General features: G+C 66.4%; 23 protein-coding genes and 1 tRNA gene. 13 read left to right on the top strand and 11 right to left on the bottom strand.

Annotated elements, in window-relative coordinates; translation table 11 throughout:
* Positions 1-13 precede the first annotated feature (13 nt).
* Positions 14-853, top strand: coding sequence for a ribonuclease T2 family protein (locus TBD_RS10710; protein ID WP_011312645.1), 840 nt, complete (start codon positions 14-16; stop codon positions 851-853).
* Positions 854-862: 9 nt separating this feature from the next.
* Here TBD_RS10710 and TBD_RS10705 read toward each other — a convergent pair whose 3' ends face one another.
* From TBD_RS10705 to TBD_RS10685, 5 genes are all read right to left on the bottom strand, one after another.
* Positions 863-1,525 (bottom strand): hypothetical protein, encoded by a 663-nt coding sequence (locus tag TBD_RS10705; RefSeq protein ID WP_011312644.1) that lies wholly within the window; start codon positions 1,523-1,525, stop codon positions 863-865.
* 12 nt (positions 1,526-1,537) lie between these two features.
* Complete coding sequence (locus TBD_RS10700; protein WP_011312643.1) at positions 1,538-1,870, bottom strand: TusE/DsrC/DsvC family sulfur relay protein; 333 nt, start codon at positions 1,868-1,870, stop codon at positions 1,538-1,540.
* A 101-nt stretch (positions 1,871-1,971) separates the two neighbouring features.
* Positions 1,972-3,006 carry an A/G-specific adenine glycosylase gene (gene mutY / locus TBD_RS10695; RefSeq protein ID WP_011312642.1) on the bottom strand — a complete coding sequence of 345 codons (1,035 nt, stop codon included), beginning with the start codon at positions 3,004-3,006 and terminating at the stop codon, positions 1,972-1,974.
* A 66-nt stretch (positions 3,007-3,072) separates the two neighbouring features.
* The gene (locus TBD_RS10690; RefSeq protein WP_148203049.1) at positions 3,073-5,295 is read right to left on the bottom strand and encodes a DUF1631 domain-containing protein; all 2,223 of its coding nucleotides are present in this window, start codon (positions 5,293-5,295) and stop codon (positions 3,073-3,075) included.
* Positions 5,296-5,800: 505 nt separating this feature from the next.
* Positions 5,801-5,874 (bottom strand) — tRNA-Gly (locus TBD_RS10685).
* Positions 5,875-5,957: 83 nt separating this feature from the next.
* Between TBD_RS10685 and thiS the strand changes: the two genes are divergently transcribed.
* From thiS to pgl, 7 genes are all read left to right on the top strand, one after another.
* Positions 5,958-6,161, top strand: a complete 204-nt coding sequence (thiS, locus tag TBD_RS10680) for a sulfur carrier protein ThiS (RefSeq protein ID WP_011312639.1) — start codon at positions 5,958-5,960, stop codon at positions 6,159-6,161.
* Between the two features lie 41 nt (positions 6,162-6,202).
* On the top strand, positions 6,203-6,991 hold the full coding sequence (locus TBD_RS10675; RefSeq protein ID WP_011312638.1) for a thiazole synthase: 789 nt from the start codon (positions 6,203-6,205) through the stop codon (positions 6,989-6,991).
* A gap of 5 nt (positions 6,992-6,996) precedes the next feature.
* Positions 6,997-7,680 (top strand): tRNA (guanosine(46)-N7)-methyltransferase TrmB, encoded by a 684-nt coding sequence (gene trmB, locus TBD_RS10670; protein ID WP_011312637.1) that lies wholly within the window; start codon positions 6,997-6,999, stop codon positions 7,678-7,680.
* 33 nt (positions 7,681-7,713) lie between these two features.
* Complete coding sequence (locus tag TBD_RS10665; protein ID WP_041432708.1) at positions 7,714-8,349, top strand: MarC family protein; 636 nt, start codon at positions 7,714-7,716, stop codon at positions 8,347-8,349.
* Between the two features lie 110 nt (positions 8,350-8,459).
* Positions 8,460-9,368: a phosphogluconate dehydrogenase (NAD(+)-dependent, decarboxylating) gene (gnd, locus tag TBD_RS10660; protein WP_011312635.1), complete on the top strand. Its 909-nt coding sequence runs from the start codon at positions 8,460-8,462 to the stop codon at positions 9,366-9,368.
* Between the two features lies 1 nt (position 9,369).
* Positions 9,370-10,860 (top strand): glucose-6-phosphate dehydrogenase, encoded by a 1,491-nt coding sequence (zwf, locus tag TBD_RS10655; RefSeq protein WP_011312634.1) that lies wholly within the window; start codon positions 9,370-9,372, stop codon positions 10,858-10,860.
* Entirely contained in the window at positions 10,857-11,543 is a 687-nt protein-coding gene (gene pgl, locus TBD_RS10650) for a 6-phosphogluconolactonase (RefSeq protein ID WP_011312633.1), read from the top strand. The genes zwf and pgl overlap by 4 nt, the downstream gene beginning before the upstream one ends.
* Here the strand turns inward: pgl and ylqF are convergent.
* Complete coding sequence (ylqF, locus tag TBD_RS10645; protein ID WP_011312632.1) at positions 11,540-12,454, bottom strand: ribosome biogenesis GTPase YlqF; 915 nt, start codon at positions 12,452-12,454, stop codon at positions 11,540-11,542. The genes pgl and ylqF overlap by 4 nt on opposite strands.
* A 21-nt stretch (positions 12,455-12,475) precedes the next feature.
* Positions 12,476-13,876 carry an aspartate ammonia-lyase gene (locus TBD_RS10640; RefSeq protein ID WP_011312631.1) on the bottom strand — a complete coding sequence of 467 codons (1,401 nt, stop codon included), beginning with the start codon at positions 13,874-13,876 and terminating at the stop codon, positions 12,476-12,478.
* 14 nt (positions 13,877-13,890) lie between these two features.
* Between TBD_RS10640 and TBD_RS10635 the strand changes: the two genes are divergently transcribed.
* Genes TBD_RS10635 through TBD_RS10620 form a run of 4 tightly spaced genes read left to right on the top strand, consistent with a single transcriptional unit; the run spans position 13,891 to position 16,685 of the window.
* Positions 13,891-14,385: a TlpA family protein disulfide reductase gene (locus TBD_RS10635; protein WP_011312630.1), complete on the top strand. Its 495-nt coding sequence runs from the start codon at positions 13,891-13,893 to the stop codon at positions 14,383-14,385.
* 13 nt (positions 14,386-14,398) lie between these two features.
* Positions 14,399-14,905: a SoxW family protein gene (locus TBD_RS10630; protein ID WP_011312629.1), complete on the top strand. Its 507-nt coding sequence runs from the start codon at positions 14,399-14,401 to the stop codon at positions 14,903-14,905.
* A complete protein-coding gene (locus TBD_RS10625) occupies positions 14,902-16,164 on the top strand; it encodes a TolC family protein (RefSeq protein ID WP_011312628.1) in 1,263 nt (420 codons plus the stop codon). Before TBD_RS10630 ends, TBD_RS10625 begins: the two co-directional genes overlap by 4 nt.
* Positions 16,164-16,685 carry an efflux RND transporter periplasmic adaptor subunit gene (locus TBD_RS10620; RefSeq protein WP_011312627.1) on the top strand — a complete coding sequence of 174 codons (522 nt, stop codon included), beginning with the start codon at positions 16,164-16,166 and terminating at the stop codon, positions 16,683-16,685. Before TBD_RS10625 ends, TBD_RS10620 begins: the two co-directional genes overlap by 1 nt.
* 31 nt (positions 16,686-16,716) lie before the next feature.
* Here the strand turns inward: TBD_RS10620 and TBD_RS10615 are convergent, their stop codons facing one another.
* The 4 genes from TBD_RS10615 to TBD_RS10600 all read right to left on the bottom strand — a co-directional run bounded on the left by TBD_RS10615 (position 16,717) and on the right by TBD_RS10600 (position 20,273).
* Positions 16,717-17,208: a hypothetical protein gene (locus TBD_RS10615; protein WP_041432705.1), complete on the bottom strand. Its 492-nt coding sequence runs from the start codon at positions 17,206-17,208 to the stop codon at positions 16,717-16,719.
* A 212-nt stretch (positions 17,209-17,420) separates the two neighbouring features.
* Positions 17,421-17,825 (bottom strand): hypothetical protein, encoded by a 405-nt coding sequence (locus TBD_RS10610; protein ID WP_049750251.1) that lies wholly within the window; start codon positions 17,823-17,825, stop codon positions 17,421-17,423.
* Positions 17,826-17,908: 83 nt separating this feature from the next.
* Positions 17,909-18,541, bottom strand: a complete 633-nt coding sequence (locus tag TBD_RS10605) for a lytic transglycosylase domain-containing protein (protein ID WP_011312625.1) — start codon at positions 18,539-18,541, stop codon at positions 17,909-17,911.
* Between the two features lies 1 nt (position 18,542).
* Complete coding sequence (locus tag TBD_RS10600; RefSeq protein WP_041432704.1) at positions 18,543-20,273, bottom strand: proline--tRNA ligase; 1,731 nt, start codon at positions 20,271-20,273, stop codon at positions 18,543-18,545.
* Between the two features lie 75 nt (positions 20,274-20,348).
* Here TBD_RS10600 and TBD_RS10595 point away from each other — a divergent pair, with 75 nt between their 5' ends.
* Positions 20,349-21,116: a polyamine aminopropyltransferase gene (locus tag TBD_RS10595; RefSeq protein ID WP_011312623.1), complete on the top strand. Its 768-nt coding sequence runs from the start codon at positions 20,349-20,351 to the stop codon at positions 21,114-21,116.
* Positions 21,117-21,211 lie beyond the last annotated feature (95 nt).

The raw sequence follows: 21,211 nt of genomic DNA, 5'->3' as shown, positions 1-21,211 counted from the left end.
TCTCTGTGAACGAATGGAAAGCACGAATTTTACCGGAATCTCCGGGGCGCGAAGCGCGCGCCTGCGCGATGTTTTCGCGGTCTGGAGCGCTGGCCGCGCCGGCCGGACTGCCGGAAGATGGCTCGCGCTTGGTCTCCTGCTGTGGAGCGTTTCCGTCCGCGCCGAGGCGCCGCGTTTCGACTTCTATCTGCTCGCGCTGAGCGTCGCGCCGGCGTTCTGCGAGGACGCGCCGCAACGCAAGCGCGGCTTCGCGCAATGCAAGGCGCTCAGCGAGCGCGACTTCAAGCGGGTGCCCCTGACGCTGCACGGGCTGTGGCCGAACCGCGAGGATCGCCGGCACCCGGCCTATTGCGCGGGAAAATCCGCGCGAGCGTTCTGCGCGCTGCCCGCGCCTGCGCTGCCCTCGGAAACAGAGGCCGCGTTGCGGCAGTTCATGCCTGCGACTGCGGATTGCCTCGAGCGCCACCAGTGGGCCAAGCACGGCAGCTGCTCGGGTCTGGCCCCGGCCGAGTATTTCTCCGCGTCTGCGGCGTTGAGCGCGCGGGTGAACCGGGCGATCGGCGACGAGCTCGCGCGGCACATGGGACGCGAGGTGGATCTGGCGCTATTGCGTGAGCGCTTGCGTGAAAACGATCGTTCGCTCGAACAAGCGGTCGTATTCGAATGCCGCACGCCGCGCACGCCGGACCCGGCCAAGCGCCGCCCGATGCTGCGCGAAGTCCACGTCTATTTCAACCGGGACCCAGTGACGGGCGCACCCGGCCAGCCGCTTCCCTATGTTCGTGCCGGCGCGAAACACTACAATTCCGGCTGCCCTCGAGGACGCGCCTACGTCGACAGCCCGCTTGACTGAGGCGGCGGCTCAGGGCGTGTTGAGGCGAACGAACTCGGGAAAGTATTCGGCGCGAACGATATAGGTCCCGTCGCAGTTGTAGGATGCGCGGACGAGGCCCTCCGACAGCGAGATGGCGGCGTTGCGCAGGTAATAGCCGTCGATCGCGCGCAACACGTCGAGGCTGTGCACGATTTCGTCGATGCGCTCGGGCGTCAGCGGGGTCGCTTGCGTACGCGCCTCGTCCATCAGTTGCTGCCAGGAGGACGGCAGATACTGGCGCAACGGACCGGTCTGGACGATGCCGCGCATCCACGCGATCGAGCGCATCTTTTCCGCGTAGGGGACCTGCACGAAGTGACGCTCCGCATAGCCGGGCTTGACCAGATCCTCGGCGTCGTGCACCTCATAGGCAAAAGGATTGAAGATCGACTCGGTCCTCACCTCGGAGCTGTTGAAGCCGACGTAGATCGCATAGATCCCGGTTTCGCGCAGAAGTGTCGCGCAGGTCGCAAGCACTTCGCTGGCGATCCGGTCGAGCCGCGAGTTCTGCCGCGGTCGCAGCGGAACGGTTTCGCGCAGGCTGGGGTCGCCCTTGATACTGACGAAAGGCGAGTCTCCGGGAAGTCCGAAAGCGCCGACGATCGGTTCATGCAACAGGCAGACGTCGGCTTCGTTGATGGCAGGATTCATCCCGCCATTGTCTCACTGTGCCGAAAAATACGCCTTCGCCTCCTCGCCCGGATTCGGCAGGCCCGCAACCCGCCAGGCCTCGCGCGGGCTCGGGAACAGGTGATGCAGACACTGGGCATCCTCGCCGCTGACGTGGCAGACATGATTCAACGCGGGGATCGTGCCGTTGCGTGCAAATTCGCGTCGCAGGGTGTGCAGCAGGCCCAATTGCTGGGCGTTCAGCTCGCCGATTCCGTCCGTCTGGGCGATGCGGTCGGCCAGACTTTCGCTCCACATCGTTGGGTCGAGCAGGAAGCCGTCGGGGTCGAAGACGGCAGCGACCGCTGAATCTTGGTGTACGCGCATTTCATCCTCCTGCGTCGGAAAGACTTCTACTTATAGCATTCGCATTCACGGCGCGGAATCGCGCCGTGGCTGTCGCTGAGACCGCGCAATGCGAATTCGGTTCACCCCTCCCCTAATTGCAGCACCAGCTTGCGCACCGGCGCGGGCAGCCCGGTCGCCAGTGCCGCGGAAAACGGCAGCCACACCGGCCCCGGACGCGCGGAGCCCTCGGGGCTCACGTCGAGCCGGACGGGGTGAATGTGCAGCTTGAAATGCGTAAAGGTGTGGCTGAGCCGGGGGAGTGTGCGCAGCGAGATCGTGCGGAAGCCGAAATGGTCGCGGCAGTGCCGGCCGGCGTCGACTTCTGCGGGGAGTTCGGGCAGGCTCCAGAGGCCGCCCCAGATCCCCCTGGGCGGGCGTTTTTCCAGCAGCAATCTGCCGTCTTCGACGAACAAAAGCATCTGCACCTCTTTTTCCGGCAACGCTTTCCGCGGGCGCGGGGTCGGCAGTTGCTCGATTCGGCCGTCGACGCGGGCGACGCAGTCGTCGCTGACCGGACAGCGGACACACGCAGGCACGCCGCGCGTGCAGACCAGCGCGCCGAGATCCATCATGCCCTGGGTGTAGGTCTCGACTCCGGCTTGCGGCAGGCGCGACGCCGCGAGCTGCCACAACGCGAGTTCCACCTTTCGTTCCCCCGGCCAGCCGTTGATCCCGGCGTGGCGAGCGAGCACGCGCTTGACGTTGCCGTCGAGGATCGCGCAGGCACGGCCGAAGGCGAGCGCGGCGATCGCGGCCGCGGTCGAGCGTCCGATGCCGGGCAGGCGGGCAATCGTCTCGGGTACGTCGGGAAAGATGCCGGCGTGTTCGTCGAGGACCGTGCGTGCCGCCGCGTAGAGGTTGCGCGCGCGGCTGTAGTAGCCGAGTCCGCTCCAGAGCGCAAGCACTTCGTCCTCGTGCGCCGCCGCCAGCGCCGGGAGGTCGGGAAAGCGCGCGACGAAGCGCGCGTAATAGGGAATGACGGTTGCGACCTGCGTCTGCTGCAGCATGATTTCCGACAGCCAGATACGGTAGGGGTCGCGCGTCGCCTGCCAAGGCAGGCTATGGCGGCCGTGGCATCGCTGCCACTGGATAATGCGGGAGGCGAATGAATTCACGCGCGCAGGGTAACACCACCCGCGCGGCGCAACACGTGGTCCGCGGGTCGTGTTCGGCGCGGCGGCTCAGGCGACGCCCAGCTTCTGCCGGAACAGGTTCAGGAGCTTGCCGAAGGCCGACTCGGTGATCGATTTCCGTTCGACCAGGACCGCCTCGCCGCGGCGCAGCTTGTCCGCCAGGCGGTGCAGCCCGATCGAGAAGCTGTTCATGCCGTCCTGGTCGGAAAAGAGATAGGTGTTCTTGACCCCGCTGATCCAGCCCAAGCGGGCCCAGCGGAAGGTCCCGTCGTCGTAGTGGAATTCCACCCAGTCGCCCTTGTTGAGCGCGCGCGCCCGCGCCGTGAATTCGTCCTCGATCTCGACCGCCGTCGGCTCGAGGTCGCTGCCGACTGCAGTCGACGCGGTGCCGTTCCATGCGGCTTCGGCTGCGGGCGTGAGTTCTGCGATGTCTTCCGGGCTGATGTCCGGCAGCGGGACGGGCTGTGCGTTCGGCCGCACCGCGTTCGCATGAAGAATCACCAGCGTGGCGAAGAAATGATCGGACAGCTTCTGCGGGAGGTCGATTTCGGCGACTCCCTCGCGCAGCCGCTTCAGCAGCCCGGGCAGGATGCGCACGAGCATGAGCCGGGCGTCCATGTCGGCCTTGGGCTGCACGCTCCAGACGAGTTCCCGCATGGTCTCGACATGGCTGTTGAAATGCGCCCCCGTTTCGCCTTCCTGCAGGTAGTCGCGGGTCAGCAACTGGGCCCAGTCACGACGCAGGAATTCGCGCATCGTGTCGGCGACCGGCTGATCCTTGAGCGCGCGATTGATGAAGTCGTGCACGATCACCGGGGCGAGCTCAGCACGCTCCGCCTGCTTGATCTCGTCGATCTCGTGCTGCAGTCCGGCATCGGCCGTACGGTCGAGCGTGTCGTCGAGCAGGGTACCCATCGCTTCGAGCTGGGTCGCGGCGAAAGCGAATATCGCGACGTCCTGCTCGAAGCCGTCGAGGACCCGGCTCACCACTTCCGAGATCGCGTCGAGGCGGGCATTACCGGCCTCGTTGTCCGGCAGGTGGACGGCGAGGGTCGCGATCGCGTCGAGCATGCGGCGGACCGGGTGGTTCGGCTGCGAGAAGAAGTTGCGATCGAGCATCGCCGCCTTCAGTACCGGGATCTGCAGGCGCGCGATCTGCGCCTTCAGGCGGTCGGGGACCGAGGCTTCGTCGAACACGACGTCGAAGAGCATCGCCACGGCGTCGACGAGTACGGCGTCGAGCGGGCTTGCCGCCTGCATGACGGGACTGCGCTGCAGGCTGCGCAGAACGTTCTGGATCGTCGCCGCTTCGGCGAGGGGTAGCGTGAACCGGCCGCCGTCCGGGAGCAGGATGCTTCCGGTCTGCAGCTGGCCCAGCGAGTCGACGAGGCTGAACCCCGCACCGAATCCGTGGCCGGCGCCGCCGCCGGGATAGCCGCCCGCAGCGCCGGGGACGAGGCCGCCGCCACCCGCGAGTTGCTCGAAAAGACGGAATATGTCGCTGCCCGGGTCCGCCCCCGCGGCCTGGGGCGTGCCGCCCGAGGCGGGCGCGCCCTGTGCTCCGCTCGGCTGCGCGCGGCTCTTGGCCCCGACCTTGAGATCGGGGAGCACACCGCGCTCGATCAGCGCGCGATTGATCGACTGATAAATGTGCGCGAGTTCCGTTGTCAGCGCGAGGTCGAACTGGTTCAGCAGCACAATCTTCACGTGCTGCTCGGACTGGACGCGACCGATACCCTCGAGCAGCGCCTCGCACAGCGCGCGCGGGCCGAGCGGATTGTCGTTTTCGGACAGGTCGGAACGGCCCATCAGGTGCGCCATGCGCGCGTCAAGGGCGACGAGTTCTTCGGCGCAGTTGTAGCGCAGGCGGGAGGTCGCCTTGTCGACGACGAGCGTGATTTCGAAGTCCTGGTCGTCGACCAGCGACAGCTCGAGCATGTCGGCGCCGGCGGCTTTATCCCTGGCATGGGCGAAGTCGTTGAAGCGCGTGCAATAGGCGTCCTTGCAGGCGCTGAGCAATTCGTTCGCCCGCTTGTTGAGCGTGCTCTGCGCGGCGTAATAGCTATTGCGGGTCTCGAGCAGCGGTGCGCGCTCGGCCATCGCGAGCAATGCGTTTTCCATCGCTTCGCTCTGGCGGGTGAGTACGCGCGTTGAGCCCTCGATCAGCAGATCGCGGCAGTTGTGCAGGGCCGACACGATTTCCGGCGAGACCTGGACTCGGCGGGTCCGCTCGAACTCGTTGAGGTTGACTACGACTGACTTGTCTGGCATTTCGCGCTCCATGGGTTCACCTCGCGTATCGGCGATGGGCCGACCGGAAACGGGGCTGTGCGTACGGCTACTTTTGCCGCCCGGTCCGGCGGCCGCCTCGGGTCGGCGCCGTGACTGTACGTTCCCTCCCGAGGCGGGTTGCCCTGTTCGGTGGTCGGCAATTGCGTCGGAAAATCGACACAAAACCGCATAGCAGGCATATCGGCGTGGCTTCGCCAAAACTTGAGGTGCGGCGCCTAAAAAACCCGGACAACCAGGACCGTGGGTGCGGTTTTGCTGTCGGCGAGGGCTCTTCGGGTGAGCGACCACTCACATGCACCGATCTCGCCGCGCCGCCGGATGCCGAGGGCTTGCCCGAAATGGGACTCCGGGCATTGCGCGGCCGGGCTTGGCGTCCCATCGGCTGAACGGTGTGGCCGGGGCTGCGCGGTCCATCGCAGGGCTGTGCTAACAGTGAGTGGGAGGGGGAAGAGGATCGAGACGGCGCTCGATACGCCGGGAGAACTGGAGCGGGCGAAGGGAATCGAACCCTCCTCATGAGCTTGGGAAGCTCAGGTAATGCCACTATACGACGCCCGCTTGGCGCCTTGCCGTTGAAACCCGGTGGGAGGCTTCAGGGTAGAATGACGGATTCTACTGAATAGTCCTGCCGGATAGAAGTTGTGATTGAACTTGTCATCAACGGCCAAGCCCGCAGCTTCCCCGAACCGCTCACCCTCGGACGACTTGTCGACGCGCTCGACCTCGCGGGCAAGCGCATTGCCGTCGAGCGCAACGGGGAAATCGTGCCGCGCAGCCAGCACGGCGACACTGCGCTTGCCGACGGCGACCGCCTCGAGATCGTCGTCGCGGTGGGTGGCGGCTGAACAGATCCTCTCCAGCGTTTTTCTGCACCGACTCCGAAATCATGCAACCTCTCATCATCGCCGGACGATCCTATGCCTCGCGCCTGCTGGTCGGCACCGGGAAATACCAGGACTTCGAGCAGACCCGGCTTGCGGTCGAAGCGTCAGGGGCCGAGATCGTCACGGTCGCCATCCGCCGCACCAACATCGGCCAGGACGCCGGTCAGCCCAGCCTGCTCGACGCGCTGCCGCCGTCTAAATACACCTACCTGCCGAATACAGCCGGCTGTTATACGGCAGAGGACGCGATCCGCACGCTGCGTCTGGCGCGCGAACTGCTCGATGGCCATGCCCTGGTCAAGCTCGAGGTGCTGGGCGACGCCGAGTCGCTGTACCCCAACGTTGCCGAGACGATCAAGGCGGCCGAAGTGCTCGTCAAGGAGGGTTTCCAGGTCATGGTTTACACCTCGGATGATCCGATCGCCGCCAAGCAGCTCGAAGACATCGGCTGCGTCGCGGTGATGCCGCTCGCGAGCCTGATCGGTTCGGGCATGGGCATCCTCAATCCGTGGAATCTGCAGATCATCATCGACCGCCTCACGGTCCCCGTGATCGTGGACGCGGGCGTCGGTACCGCGAGCGACGCAACGATCGCGATGGAACTCGGCTGCGACGCCGTGCTCATGAACACGGCGATCGCAGGGGCCAGCGATCCGGTGCTGATGGCGTCGGCGATGAAAAAGGCCGTCGAAGCCGGTCGCGAGGCCTTCCTCGCCGGCCGGATGCCGAAAAAGATCTATCGCGCCAGCCCGAGCTCGCCGACCAGCGGCCTCATCAGCGGCAGCAAGTGAGCAGCATGACAGCAGACGGCGGCGCTCGCCCGCGCATCCGCTCGTACGTGCTGCGGGCGGGTCGCGTCGGCTCGGGGCAGGCCCGCGCGCTCGTCGAACTCGGCCCGCGCTTCGTACTGCCCTACCAGCCCGAGCTGCTCGATCTGGACGCCGTGTTCGCTCGCGTCGCGCCCCGCGTTCTGGAGATCGGCTTCGGCATGGGCGAAGGCTTGGCGGAAACGGCCGCGTCCCATCCGGAAATCGACTATATCGGCGTCGAGGTGCACACGCCCGGCGTCGGCGCCTTGCTCAAGCAGCTTGGCGAGCGCGAACTCGGCAACGTTCGCGTGATCCAGCACGACGCCGTCGAGGTGCTGACCGCGATGCTCGCGCCCGCGACGCTCGCCGGCATCCATATCTTCTTTCCCGATCCCTGGCACAAGAAGCGCCATCACAAGCGCCGCCTGATCCAGGCCCCCCTGGTCGAGTTGCTCGCGAGCCGCCTCGCGCCGGGGGGCTACATCCATCTTGCAACCGACTGGCAGGACTACGCCGAGCAGATGCTCGTCGTGCTCGAGGCGGAGGCCCAGCTGGAAAATACCGCCGCCGCTTACGTGCCTCGTCCCGACACCCGCCCGCTCACCAAATTCGAGCAGCGCGGGATCCGGCTCGGCCACGGCGTCTGGGACCTGGTTTTCCGCAGGCGCTGAAGCACGACATGTCATGTGGCTATGATGCATGACATGGACCTCCTCGAACTGCTGAAGGCGGCGCTCGCGCTGTTCGCGATCGTCGATCCCGTCGGTGTCATCCCGATCTTTCTGATGGCGACGCACGGCTTCACGCTTACGCAAAGTCGCGCGGCCGCGCGCATCGCGGCGCTGACGGTGCTTGGCGTGCTGACGATCTTCGCGTTCGCCGGTGAAACGCTGCTGACCTTCTTCGGAATCCGGCTCGCGGCGTTCTCGGTCGCCGGCGGTTTGCTGCTTCTTTTGCTGGCGCTGTCGATGGTCGAGGCGCACGTCAGCCCGCAGCGGCAGACGCAGGACGAGGCCGTCGAGGCGGAAGAGAAAGACTCGGTCGGAGTCGTGCCGCTTGGCGTCCCGCTTCTCGCCGGCCCTGGCGCGATCACCCACGTCATCGTCGCCGCCGGCGCACTCGAGGGCCACACGCTGCAGCGTGGCCTGCTGCTGCTACCGGTCGGGCTCGTCGCGCTGTCGGTATGGCTCGCTTTCCGCGCCGCGCCCGTGATCGCGAAGCGACTCGGAAAAACCGGCATTCACGTCGTCACCCGCTTGATGGGTCTGATCATCGCGGCGATCTCGATCGAGATGATCGCCCGCGGTCTCGGTGAACTGTTTCCGGGCCTGCTAACCTGACTCAAGCGCCGCGGCGCCGGGCAAGCCGGACGACCTATAGTGAAGCGGTGTAGTGACCCGCGGCAATGACCGCAGCTCACGCGCTGTAGACATCAAGCAAAGGAGCAAGCATGGAATTCGGCATCATCGGACTCGGCCGCATGGGCGGAAACATGGCTCGGCGGCTCGGCCGCAAGGGCATTCGCATCGCCCTCTACAACCGCAGCCGCGACGTGAGCGATGCGATCGCGGCAGAAGCCGGCCATCTCGCGTGCGGAACGCCCGAAGAGCTCGTCGCGGCGCTGCAGGCGCCACGCATCGTCTGGCTCATGCTGCCGGCAGGCAAGGCGACCGAAGACGCCGTGTCCGCGCTGCTGCCCCTGCTCGACGCGGGCGATCTTCTGGTCGACGGCGCCAATGCCTATTACAAGGACGACCAGCGCCGCGCCGCGCTGCTCGCCGACAGACAGATCGACTACGCGGACGCTGGCGTGTCGGGCGGCGTGTGGGGGCTGGAAAACGGCTACTGCATCATGTTCGGCGGCTCCGACGTCGCGGCCGCGCGGCTCAAGCCGTACATGGAAGCGCTCGCTCCGTCGCCGACCACGGGCTGGCTTCACACGGGGCCGGTCGGATCGGGACACTTCGTCAAGATGGTCCACAACGGCATCGAGTACGGAATGATGCAGGCCTTCGCCGAAGGCTTCGCGCTCATGAAGAACAAGCCGGGCTTCGATCTCGACGTCGGCGCGATCGCCGAATTGTGGCGACACGGCAGCGTCGTGCGTTCGTGGCTGCTCGATCTTTCGGCGGATTTTCTCGCGCAGGATTCGACGCTCGACGCGATCGAACCCTTCGTCGCCGACTCCGGAGAAGGCCGCTGGACCGCGCTCGAATCGATCGAGCAGGGCGTCCCGACGCCGGTCATGTCGCTCGCGCTCATGATGCGTTTCGCCACCCAGGGCAAGAACGACTACGCGGCAAAGATGCTGGCAAAGATGCGGCAGGGTTTCGGCGGCCACGCCGTGAAGGAAGCTTGACATGACGGTCACCAAGGACGCCAGCGTCGAAAACATGCCGTGCTCGTTCGTCATTTTCGGCGCCACCGGTAATCTCGCGTCGAACAAGCTCCTGCCTGCGCTCTATCATCTCGAGGCGGCTGCGCGGCTCGCCGAATCCCTGAGCATCATCGCGTTTTCGCGTCGCGACTGGGACACCGCGAGCTGGCGCGAACACATGCGCGAGGTCCTCCGCGACAAGATCAAGGGCCCGCTCGACACGCCGACCTTCGACCGCTTTCTCGCGCGCTTCGCCTACCACAAAGGCGACCTCAACGATCCCCACGCCTACCACGCGCTCGCCGAGCGTCTGCCGCCGGAAAGCTCATGTTCGGCGACGGTGTTCTACCTCGCGATCAAGCCTGCGGAATTCGGCGCGGTGATCCAGAATCTCGAGGCCGCTGGGCTGAACAAGCCGCGCGGACTCAACCGCGTGGTGATCGAAAAGCCTTTCGGCGAGGATCTCGAGTCGGCGCAGACGCTCAACCGCCTGCTCCACCAGCATTTCGAGGAGCAACAGGTCTACCGCATCGACCATTTCCTCGGCAAGGAGACGGTGCAGAACCTACTCGTGTTCCGCTTTGCCAACACGCTGATCGAACCGCTGTGGAACCGCAATTTCATCGACCACGTGCAGATCACGGTCGCGGAGTCCGGAGGCATCGACAAGCGCGCCGACTATTACGATCGTGCCGGGGCCTTGCGCGACATGCTGCAGAACCACCTCATGCAGCTGATGACGGTGGTCGCAATGGAGCCGCCGCCCGCGCTCGAGGCCGACGCGCTGCGCGACGAGAAGGTCAAGGTTTTGCGCTCGGTCCGTCCGATCTCGAAGCGCGCGGTGCACGCCCATGCGGTGCGCGCGCAATATTCGCGCGGCAGCGTCGAGGGGCAGATCGCGCGCGCGTACCAGCAGGAAGACAACGTCGAGGACAACTCGACGACCGAGACTTTCGTCGCCGCCAAGTTCTACATCGACAACTGGCGCTGGCGCGGCGTGCCGTTTTATCTGCGGACCGGCAAGCGCATGCCGCGGCAGACGCAGATCATCGCGATCCGCTTCCGGCAGCCGCCACAGCAGCTGTTCCGCGAGACGCCCTTCGAATCGGTTGCGCCGAACTGGGTGCTGCTCAGCATCCAGCCCGAGGAGTCCATGCATATGGAGATCCACGTCAAGCAGCCGGGGCTCGACATGGGGACGCGCGTCATGCAGATGAATGCGAGCTTCCTCAAGACCGACGAGCAGACGCTCGATGCCTACGAGACGCTGCTGCTCGACGTCATCGAGGGCGACCGCTCGCTGTTCATCCGTTTCGACGAGGTCGAATGGGCGTGGCGGGTGGTCGACCCCATCCTCAAGAATTGGGCGGTCGAACGCGAGTTCATCCCGACCTACCCCGCGGGCAGCTGGGGGCCGGCCGAGGCCAACCGCCTGTTCGACAGCGACGATCAGACCTGGCGCAACGAACTGTGAGCCTGCCCGAGGTACGGGTCTTCCCCGACCCCGAACATCTCGTGGCGGCGCTTGCCGACGCCTTGTGCGCCGAGGCCGAGGCCGACATCCGGGCGCGCGGCAGCTTCCATCTGGTGCTCGCGGGCGGCAACACGCCGCGTGAGCTGTATCGGGCGCTCGCCGCGCGCGGTGCCGGCGACGCGCACTGGGTCGTCTGGTACGGCGACGAACGCTGCGTCGCCGCCGACCACCCTGAACGCAACAGCGTGATGGCGGAAATGGCGTGGCTCGCGGCATCGCGGATTCCGCCGATAAATCGTCATGCAATACCGGCCGAGTGCGGCGCACGCGACGCGGCCGACGCGTATTCGAAGCGACTCGAAGGAGTGGGGGATTTCGACCTCGTGCTGCTCGGGATGGGCGAAGACGGGCATACCGCGAGCCTGTTTCCGGGACAGGCTTGGGGCGAGACGGCCGACAGCGCCGATGCGCTCGCCGTCCATGATTCGCCGAAGCCGCCGCCCGAGCGGGTGAGCCTGTCTGCGGCGCGCCTCAACCGTAGTCGACGGGTCTGGTTTCTCGTCGGCGGCGCGTCCAAGCGCGAAGCGATGCGGCGTTGGCGCGATGGCGAGCGCCTTCCGGTGGGGGCAATTCACGCACGCACAGAAACCCTGGTCTGGCTCGATCGCGCTGCCGCACCCTAGGGCGATTGGTCTGCGCCGTTCTCCGCGCCAGCGGTGTTCGTCGGCGCTCCGCCAGCGAGCATCGCGCGGCGTGAATCCGGCGTCTCGAGGCTGATCCGGCCGAGCGCACCGCTGCGGTAGTCGGTCAGCAGGATCATCGCGGCCTTCTCGAGGTCGAGTTCGCCGCCCCGGCCTTTGAGCAGACAACCGCGTTTTTTCGCCACCGCTTCGACGACCCCTGTGGCATCGAGTCCCTCGACGTCGAAGCCGTAGCGCGCCCGCAACAGCGCGGGATAGCGTTCGAGCAGGATGGCCGCGAGAAATACCGCGACCTCTTCGTCGATAACCGCGTTGCGGCCAATCGCGTGGCTCGCCGCGAGCATGAAGCCGTCGGCGTCGTGCTCGATCTTCGGCCAGGTCATGCCCGGCGTGTCGACCAGAATCAGGCGCGGCGACAGGTTGATGCGCTGCTGCGATTTGGTGACTGCCGGCTCGTCGCCGACGGCCGCGACGCGGCGCTTGACCCAGGTGTTCATGAGCGTCGATTTGCCGACGTTGGGGATGCCCATGATCATCAGCCGCAACGGCTTGAAGGCGTCGTCGCGGTGCGGTGCGAGCTTCTGCGCAAGGGCGGAAAGCTTGGCCACGTCGGCCGCTTTCTTCGCCGAGATCGCCACCGCCATCACGCCGGGCTGCCGGTTGTAGTGATCGAGCCAGGCGCGCGTGACGGCGGGGTCGGCGAGGTCGACCTTGTTCAGCACCTTGAGGCAGGGCCGCTGCCGATGCGCGCGCAGTTCGTGGATCATCGGGTTGCAGCCCGCTTCGGGCAGGCGGGCGTCGAGCACCTCGACCACGACGTCGATCTGGGCCATCGTTTCGGCCGCCTTCTTGCGGGCGGTCGTCATGTGCCCCGGGAACCACTGGATCACCATGTCGCGGTCTCTCGTCGGCGCTCAGCCGCCCCCGCCCCCGCTACCCACGCCATGCGCCGCGGCGAGCACGAGCGCGTCGAACTCGGCGGCATCCATCAGCGCGCGCTGCGCGACGATGTCGCGGACCGGGCGGCCGGTTTTTTCGGATTCCTTGGCGACCTCGGCGGCCTCCATGTAGCCGATCCGGGTGTTCAGGAGCGTGGCGAGCGCGACGCTCTGGTGGATGAAAAACGCACAGCGCTCCCGGTTGGCGACGATGCCCTTGAGGTTCTTCTCGGTGGCGGCGTCGATTGCGTTGGTCAGCCAGTCCATGGCGTCGAAAAGCGCCGAACCGAGCGCCGGCATCATCACGTTGAGCTCGAGCTGGCCTGCCTGCACCATGTAGGAGACCGCCGCATCCTGCCCGAGCACCTGGAAGCAGACCTGGTTCAGCATTTCGAACATGACCGGGTTGACCTTGCCCGGCATGATCGACGAGCCGGGCTGCACCGGCGGCAGCTGGATTTCGCCGAGGCCGGTACGCGGCCCCGAGGCAAGCAGGCGCAGGTCGTTGGAAATGCGCGTGAGTTCGAGCGCGAGATTGCGGATTTCGCCGGACAGCCGCGCAAGGTCGTTCATCGACTGCATCTGCGCGACGAGTTGGCCGGCGCGAATCGATTCGCCGGTCAGCGCGGCGAGTTCCGCCGCGACGCGGTCCGGATAATCGGGCGAGGTGTTCAGTCCCGTCCCGGCCGCCGAGCCGCCGAGGCCGATTTCGCACAGGGCCGGGCGCACGGCTTCGAGCGCCGCCGCACAACGCGCCAGCGTCCACGCGTAGCCGTCGAATTCCTGGCCGAGCGTCGTCGGCACGGCATCCTGCAAATGCGTCCGGCCCGATTTCACCGTGTCCTTTTCGCGCTCGGCCAGCCGCGAAAATTCACCGGCCATGCCGCGCACGGCGGCGACCAGGCGGGGCAGCTTCGCCAACACTGCGAGACGTATCGCGGTCGGGATCGTGTCGTTGGTCGACTGCCCCATGTTGACGTCGTCGTTCGGGTTGACCGGCGAGTAGCGGCCCTTTTCGCCGCCGAGCGCGACGTTGGCAAGGTTCGCGATGACCTCGTTGCTGTTCATGTTGTGGCTCGTGCCCGCACCCGCCTGGAAGCGGTCAACGACGAACTGGTCGAGGTGCGCGCCCGCGAGGATCTGCTCGCAGGCCGCGACGATTGCGTCGCGCTTGAGTTCCGGCAGCCACCCTGGCTGGCAATTCGCGCGTGCCGCTGCGAGCTTTATACGCACGTGCGCTAGTACGAAATCCTTATCCGGCGCGCGGCCCGAAATGGGAAAATTGCTCACGGCCCGTGCGGTCTGGGCGCCGTACCACGCGTCTCGGGGAACCCGGACTTCGCCGAGCGAGTCCTTCTCGGTGCGGAATTCATTCATGATCGGGGGAAGTAATGCAGACGTTGCAAAGAACGCGATTTTATCCCATGTGGTTTGGCGCACTGCTGCTCGCACTGGCGGCGAGTGTCGCGCAGGCGGCGGGTTTCAAGGTGACCGACACCAATGGAAAAACGCACACGCTCGACGGCTACAAGGGAAAGTGGGTGCTGGTGAATTACTGGGCGACATGGTGTCCGCCGTGCTTGGAGGAGATCCCCGATCTCATCGCGCTGCACGGCGACAAGAAGAACAATCTTGTGGTGATCGGCATCGCGCTTGATTACCGGAATGCCAAGCAGGTCACCGATTTCACCGAGGGTCTCCTCGTCGACTATCCGATCGTGCTCGGCAACCACCAGATCGTGAGCCAGATCGGCCCGGTGCGCGGGCTGCCGACGACCTATTTGTTCAACCCCGAAGGTAAAATGGTCGCGCAGCAGGTCGGTGCCGTCACGCGCGAAGCGGTGGAAAGCTATCTCAAGGGCAAAGGGGCCCGGCCCGCAAAATAATCGGGAGATGTCCATGCGCCAACTGTTTCTTGCTTTCGTCCTGCTACTGGCGGCGCCTGCCTGGGCCGAGACGCGCGATCCGGCGAGCCATTTCTTCCAGGCCAAGTTCGGCGATTTCCAGGCCGAACTCGATGCTGCGCGGGAGCAGGGCAAGAAAGGCATCTTTCTGTTCTTCGAGATGGACGAATGCCCATTCTGCGAGCGCATGAGAACGACGATCCTCAATCAGAGCGACGTGCAGGACGCCTACCGCGCGCAATTTCTCGTCTATTCGATCGACGTGAACGGCGACACGTCGATGACCGACTTCAAGGGCAAGGCGACGACCGAAAAGGATTTCGCGTTCGCGCACCGCGTGCGCGCGACGCCGACCCTGCTGTTCTTCGACCTCGATGGCAAACTTATCGCCCGTCACACGGGGCCGACCAAGGATAAAGCCGAGTTCCTGTTGCTCGCGCGTTACGTCGTCGACGGGGCCTACGCGAACCAGCCGTTCACTCGCTACAAACAGGGCAAATGAAGCGCGCGGCCTGGGTCGCGTTGTTGAGCGTCCTGCCGCTGACGGCGGTCGCTGAACCGCTGACGCTCGAGGCCGCGCTCGCTGCCGCCGCGGCACCGCATCCCGAGCGGCGCATCGCCGAAAGCGACCTCGCGCTTGCGCGGGCGGAGCGTCTGCAGGCCGCAAGCCGCAGGGATTTCAGCCTTTACCTCGATGGCGCGCTGCGTAGCGGACGCCGGCCCGATGACGGCTGGAAACCCGACAATGCGCTGCGTCTCGTCGCGCGCAAGCCGGTCCTCGATTTCGGGCGCAGCAGCGACAGCATCACGGCCGCCGAGCGAGGCGTCGACGCGCGCGAGGCCGAGTTGCTCAGCACGCTGAGCGCGCGACGCGTCGACATCATGGCGCGTTACTTCGACGTCCTGCTCGCCGACATGCAGTACGCCGCCGACAATGAATTCATGGCGGTCGCCTACGTGTCCTGGGACAACGCCAGCGACCGCTTCGAGGTCGGCGACATCAGCCAGCCGGAATTGCTGCGTCTGGAAGCCGACTATCAGGACATTCGCGAGCGCCGCAACGCGAGCATGCAGCGCATGCGCATGGCACGCCAACGGCTCGCTCACGCGATCAATCGACCCGCCGAGTTGCCGGATGAGCTTGTCGAACCTGTGCTGGCCGACAACCGGCGTGCGTTGCCCGAATTCGACCGGCTGCTGGCCTGGGTGATGGAAAACAACCCGCGCCTGCGCGCGCTGAAGGCTGAAGTCGCCGCCGCCGAGGCGCGCATCGCGGCCGTGCGCAACGAACGCAATCCGACCCTCGACGTCGAGGTGGCGGGCGCCCGCTACAGCCGCGAATCGACGACGCGCGACGACGTCAGTGCCGGCCTCGTGTTCACCGTACCCTTCTATCAGGGCAGACGCGTCGACGCGCGCATAGCCCGCGAACTGGCGCAAAAGGAACGCAGCGCGGCCGAATTGGAGAAGCTCGGCCTCGAACTGAAGGACGCCGTTCTCGCGACGCTCCAGGAAATCGAATGGCTGCGGGGCAGTGCGCAGATCGCCGCCGATCGCCAGATCGAGTACCGCGATTGGGCGCTCGAGCGCGCACGGGCCGAATACGAGCTCGAACTGAAGACGAATCTGGGCACGAGCATGGCCGAGACGCAAGTCGCGCAACTGCGTCGCAAGCGGGTCGAGTATCAGCTTGCACTCGCACTGGCGCGGCTCGAGGCATTGTCCGGCGGCAACCTGCCGCCTACCGAGGGGGTACAGTAATGAAGCAGCACACGGCGGGACGTACGCTCGCGGCTCTGGGGCTCGCCGCCCTGGCGCTGCCCGCGGCGGCGGCGAGCGTCGAACTCACGACGCGGGTTTCCGGGGTCGTCGAAGCGGTTCTCGTGAGGCCGGGGCAGCGGGTGCAGAAGGGTGCACCGCTCTTGCGCCTGGATCGCACGGTGCTGCGCGCGCGGGTGGCCGAGGCCGAGGCCGAGTACGCCCGCGCCGAGGCCGACGAGGCGGACGCCAAACGCGAAGCGGTGCGGGCGCAGGAATTGTTCGATCGCACCGTCTCGTCGACGACCGAGCTCGAGGCGGCGACGCTGCGCCATGCACGTGCGCGCGCGGCGCTCGCGGCAGCCGAGGCGCGGCGGACGATCGCGCGCAAGGACCTGAGCGATGCCGAATTGAGAGCGCCGTTCGCGGGAATCGTAAAGGCCATTCCGGGTGGGCCCGGCAGCGTCGTGACTGCCGACTGCCAGCCCAAACCGCTAGTGATACTCGAGGCCGCCGAGCGCTGAGCTGACTTCGCGCCGGCGGCAAACACGGCGCTCAGCCGGCGAGGCGCTTCGCGACCTCGGCTTCCATTTCGGCCGCCTGATGGGGTGAGGCGACTGCCGCGATGACCTTCTGGCACATCGGCAGGATCGCGTTGAAGCCGGCCAGGTCCTGCGCCTCGCTCATCTTGCGATACGCAGGCGACTTGGTCCCGACCAGAGCGGCCATGAATTCGAGGACGTAAGCATGCGCAGACATGAAGCGGGCCGGCGATTGCACGGGCGCGGGGCGGCTTGCCTCGGCGCGTGCCGCTGCAGACCCGCCGGCCATGGTGCGCAGCGCCTGGATGAAGCCGCTTTGCAGCAGGTCGTTGACCATCGTCTCGAGTTCCGCGCAATTCGGCAGCTTGCTGCGCAGTTCGCCGAACGAAATGCCGTTGCCGACCGTGAACAGAATCTGGCGCTGCCGCGGCCGCAGCGTGTGTCCGAGGTTGAAGATCTCTTCCTGCCCCTTTACCGTGCGGGACAGCTGCAGGGTCATATCCATGTCGCCTCCGTTATTGTGATTGCGGGCGCTGGGCCCGTAACGGAGACATTGCACGGCCTGTGCCAGGCGTGGCGGACGACCGCGCTCCCCGGAATGCCAGAGTTGACGCGGTTTTCCGCGGGGCGCCTCGCGTGGAAGCGCCCACCTGCGTGACGGCTCGATGACGGCCGGTCGAAATTTCGACAGCCGCGCCTCAGGCGGCGCGGCCGGCGTCAGTTCCAGAGATCGTGGATGACGTCGACGACGACCCGGGTGCGGGTATGGAGGATGGCCACGTCGCCCCCGACGAGAATGCGGACGTAGCCCTCGGGCAAGCGGCTCAGCCGTCGTTCGAGATCGCCAGGGAGACGGTCCCACTGCACCCCGGGCGGAATGCCGCGGTCGCGTTCGAGCTTGAATGCGTGCCCCGGCGGAACCTTGCCCTTCTTGGCCAGGCCGGGCGGAAGGCGATAGCCGCGGTAGTAGTCGCGCAGGATCATGCGATCACGGTCGCTGAAGACGATCCGCGCGTCGTAGTCACGGTCGTGTACCCGGACCTCGCCCTGCGGCGGATAGGTATGACACCCGGCAAGACCCGCAAGCGCGAGCGCCAGAATGGTGGCAAAGATGGTTTTCATGAGCGACTCCCCGTTGCACGCGCCGGCTTGACGCGCCCGATTACGATGCCCTGACGCGCGCGCGAAATCAAGCGGGGCGACGGTCAGCTTCGCACGTCTGCGGAGGCGCTCGCCGAGCGGGTGGGGGGCGTGTAGTCCCAGTGGCGCTTCCACGCGCCGACGACGAGATTCGGATATTCCGGTCGGCCGAGACTGCCGTTGTAACGGCCGAGGGCGCGAAAGAGGTCGCCGCGTTCGATATCGATATAGTGACGCAGAATCAGCGCGCCGTAGCGCAGGTTGGTGCGCAGCTGGAACAGGTTGTGATCGGGGCTGCCGATCGCCTCGAGCCAGAACGGCATCACCTGGGTGTAGCCGCGGGCGCCAACCGGCGATACCGCGTACTTGCGGAAGCCGCTTTCCACCTGGATCAGGCCGAGCATGAGCTGCGGGTCGACGCCGGCGCGCGAGGCTTCCCAGTGCAGGGTGGTGAGGAATTCGAGCCGTTCGGCCTCGTTCGGGATGCGCTTGGCCAGGCGCCGCGACATTTCCTCGAGCCAGGCGTGTTCGTCGGCGCGCTCGCGAAACGCCGTCCGCGTCACCGCCGTGTCGGCCAGGGCGCGCTGCAACGAGGCGCGGACGTTGGCCGCCAACGCCTCCTCGCGCTGGCCGCCGGCGTGGGCCGCCGAGGCCAGCAGCATGGCCGCGATCAGCAGGCCCCGCGTCGTTTTCCGCATGTCAGTCTCCCAATACACCCATCAAGAACGCCTTTGCTTCGGCGACCGCGATTTTCCGCGCATCGGCGCCCTGTTCCGGCGCGGCGCGGCGCGGCTGATATTCCACGACTCCCTCATTCAGGCCGCGCTCGCCGAGCGTGACGCGGTGAGGGATGCCGACCAGTTCGGCGTCGGCGAACATCACGCCGGGGCGTTCGTCGCGGTCGTCGAGCAGGACTTCGACCCCGACCGCCATCAGATCAGCATAGAGCGTATCCGCGGCATTTTTAACGCTGGCGCTCTTGCCGTAGCCGATGGCGACAATGACGACCGAGAAGGGCGCCATCGACGCCGGCCAGACGATGCCTTTGCCGTCGTGGTTCTGCTCGACCGCGGCGGCCACGATGCGCGACACGCCGATGCCATAGCAGCCCATCTCCATCGCCTGCGCCTTTCCCGCCTCGTCGAGGTAGGTTGCGTTCATCGCCTGCGAGTACTTGTTGCCGAGCTGGAACACGTGGCCGACTTCGATGCCGCGGCACAGCGCGAGCGTGCCTTTGCCGTCCGGACTCGGGTCGCCGGCGACGACATTCCTTATATCGGCCACGAGATCGGGTTCCTGCAGGTCGCGGCCGAAATTGACGCCGGCGAGGTGGAATTTCGGCTTGTTGGCGCCGCAGACGAAGTCGCTCATGACCGCGACGGCACGGTCCGCGATGACCCGGATCGTCGAGCGGTCGATGCCGACCGGGCCGAGAAACCCGGGCGGGCAGTCGAAGACGGCGCGGATTTCGGCTTCGTTCGCGAGGCGGAAATCGGCCAGGCCCTCGATCTTGGCCAGTTTCACCTCGTTCAGCATGTGGTCGCCGCGGAGCAGCACGACGACCATCCGCTCCCCCGCCATCACGGCGATGAGCTTCACGGTGCGGGCGAGCGGGATGCCGAGCAGCGCGGCGACGTCCTCGCAGGTCGTCTGTTTGGGCGTCTCGACCTCGCGCATCGCCTCCTGCGGCGCGCCGCGGGCAGCCGCCGGGGCGAGCGCCTCGGCAAGTTCGACGTTGGCGGCGTAATCGGAGTCCGGGCAGTAGGCGATCAGATCCTCGCCGGAATCGGCGAGCACGTGGAATTCGTGCGAGGCCGAGCCGCCTATCGCGCCGGTGTCGGCGGCGACCGCCCGGAACCGCAGGCCGAGGCGGGTGAAGATCCGCCCGTAGGCGTCGTACATCGCCTGGTAGGTGGCGGCCAGACTCTCGCGGCTCGCGTGGAAGGAGTAGGCGTCCTTCATCAGGAACTCGCGGGCGCGCATGACCCCGAAGCGCGGCCGGATCTCGTCGCGGAACTTGGTCTGGATCTGGTAGAAGTTGAGCGGCAACTGCCGGTAGCTCTTGATTTCGCGCCGGGCAAGGTCGGTGATGACCTCCTCGTGGGTCGGTCCGAAGCAGAATTCGCGTTCGTGGCGGTCCTTGATCTTGAGCATCTGTGGCCCGAACTGCGCCCAGCGCCCGGTTTCCTGCCACAGCTCGGCTGGCTGCACCGCCGGCATCAGCAGCTCGATCGCACCGGCGCGGTTCATCTCCTCGCGGACCACGGCCTCGACCCGGCGCAGCACGCGGAGGCCCAGAGGCATCCAGGTGTAGAGCCCGGAGCCCAGACGCTTGATCAGCCCGGCGCGCAGCATCAGCTTGTGGCTGACGAGTTCGGCTTCGGACGGGGCTTCCTTGGTGGTGGACAGGAAAAACTGGGTGGTGCGCATGGTGGACAAGCCGGGAGGAAAAGCGGCATTTTAGCGTGCGGCCGTGTAATCTTCCGCGCTCGATTCGAGGTGGAAATGGCAATGCGATTGCGGTTTGGGAGACGTCGGGCGGCCGACGACGGGCTGGAAGTTACCGAGGAGCGCGGCGTGCGCACGCTCCACCTCGGCAGCCAGGCGATCCAGAGCGCGATGCGGCTGAGCCGGCCGTGGGATCTCGAACTCGCCTACACGCGCGCGATGATGGGTTTTCTGATGTTCAATCCCACGCCGCAGGCGGTTCTGATGGTCGGGCTGGGCGGCGGCTCGCTCGCCAAGTTCATCCGCAAGCAGCGGCCGCAAACCCATATCACCGCGGTCGAGATCGATCCGCGGGTCATTGCCGCGGCGCGCGCGCATTTCGAGTTGCCGCCTAACGACGCAGCCCTCGAAGTGATCGAGGGCGACGGCGCGCTTTACGTGCGCCGGCACCCGGCGAGCGCGGACGTCATCCTGCTCGACGGTTTCGACGCCGGCAACCAGGTCGAGGCGCTCGCGACGCAGACCTTCTACGCCGCCTGCCACCGCGCCCTGAAGCCGGGCGGCGTGCTCGTCGTCAATCTGTGGGGGCGGGACCGGGACTACGCAGAATATTTCGCGCGATTGACGCGTGCCTTCGATGGTGCGGTTGGCTGGATCTCGGTGCAGAACAAGACCAACGTCATCCTTTTCGCCTTCAGCGAAGCGGACGCGCCCGCCCGCCTTGCCGCTGTCCTGCCGCGGCTCGCCGACCTGTCGAAGCGCTGGGGCATCGATCTGCGCGCCTTCGCGCGCGATTTCCAGTGGGCAGACGATGCCTCCAGCTGAGCGGGCGCGACTTCCCCTTCCGCCGGCTTGGGTTTCCCGCGCGGAAAGCGGCAGCCGGGAGGTCTGCGAAGTGCGCCGGTTTCGTGCGTCGCGAG

The sequence above is a fragment of the Thiobacillus denitrificans ATCC 25259 genome (assembly GCF_000012745.1).
GTDB lineage: Bacteria > Pseudomonadota > Gammaproteobacteria > Burkholderiales > Thiobacillaceae > Thiobacillus > Thiobacillus denitrificans_B.
This window is presented reverse-complemented; position numbering and strand designations above follow the sequence as displayed.

Bases quoted from the DNA above. Each gene is read 5' to 3' on its own strand.
- TBD_RS10605 (WP_011312625.1), bottom strand. From the start codon at position 18,541: ATGCGGAAAACGACGCGGGGCCTGCTGATCGCGGCCATGCTGCTGGCC.
- TBD_RS10690 (WP_148203049.1), bottom strand. From the start codon at position 5,295: ATGCCAGACAAGTCAGTCGTAGTCAACCTCAACGAGTTCGAGCGGACC.
- trmB (WP_011312637.1), top strand. From the start codon at position 6,997: ATGACAGCAGACGGCGGCGCTCGCCCGCGCATCCGCTCGTACGTGCTG.
- TBD_RS10675 (WP_011312638.1), top strand. From the start codon at position 6,203: ATGCAACCTCTCATCATCGCCGGACGATCCTATGCCTCGCGCCTGCTG.
- TBD_RS10625 (WP_011312628.1), top strand. From the start codon at position 14,902: ATGAAGCGCGCGGCCTGGGTCGCGTTGTTGAGCGTCCTGCCGCTGACG.
- TBD_RS10640 (WP_011312631.1), bottom strand. From the start codon at position 13,876: ATGAATGAATTCCGCACCGAGAAGGACTCGCTCGGCGAAGTCCGGGTT.
- gnd (WP_011312635.1), top strand. From the start codon at position 8,460: ATGGAATTCGGCATCATCGGACTCGGCCGCATGGGCGGAAACATGGCT.
- TBD_RS10610 (WP_049750251.1), bottom strand. From the start codon at position 17,825: ATGAAAACCATCTTTGCCACCATTCTGGCGCTCGCGCTTGCGGGTCTT.
- TBD_RS10630 (WP_011312629.1), top strand. From the start codon at position 14,399: ATGCGCCAACTGTTTCTTGCTTTCGTCCTGCTACTGGCGGCGCCTGCC.
- zwf (WP_011312634.1), top strand. From the start codon at position 9,370: ATGACGGTCACCAAGGACGCCAGCGTCGAAAACATGCCGTGCTCGTTC.
- TBD_RS10700 (WP_011312643.1), bottom strand. From the start codon at position 1,870: ATGCGCGTACACCAAGATTCAGCGGTCGCTGCCGTCTTCGACCCCGAC.
- TBD_RS10595 (WP_011312623.1), top strand. From the start codon at position 20,349: ATGGCAATGCGATTGCGGTTTGGGAGACGTCGGGCGGCCGACGACGGG.
- TBD_RS10620 (WP_011312627.1), top strand. From the start codon at position 16,164: ATGAAGCAGCACACGGCGGGACGTACGCTCGCGGCTCTGGGGCTCGCC.
- TBD_RS10665 (WP_041432708.1), top strand. From the start codon at position 7,714: ATGGACCTCCTCGAACTGCTGAAGGCGGCGCTCGCGCTGTTCGCGATC.
- ylqF (WP_011312632.1), bottom strand. From the start codon at position 12,454: ATGGTGATCCAGTGGTTCCCGGGGCACATGACGACCGCCCGCAAGAAG.
- TBD_RS10615 (WP_041432705.1), bottom strand. From the start codon at position 17,208: ATGGATATGACCCTGCAGCTGTCCCGCACGGTAAAGGGGCAGGAAGAG.
- TBD_RS10710 (WP_011312645.1), top strand. From the start codon at position 14: ATGGAAAGCACGAATTTTACCGGAATCTCCGGGGCGCGAAGCGCGCGC.
- TBD_RS10635 (WP_011312630.1), top strand. From the start codon at position 13,891: ATGCAGACGTTGCAAAGAACGCGATTTTATCCCATGTGGTTTGGCGCA.
- TBD_RS10600 (WP_041432704.1), bottom strand. From the start codon at position 20,273: ATGCGCACCACCCAGTTTTTCCTGTCCACCACCAAGGAAGCCCCGTCC.
- TBD_RS10705 (WP_011312644.1), bottom strand. From the start codon at position 1,525: ATGAATCCTGCCATCAACGAAGCCGACGTCTGCCTGTTGCATGAACCG.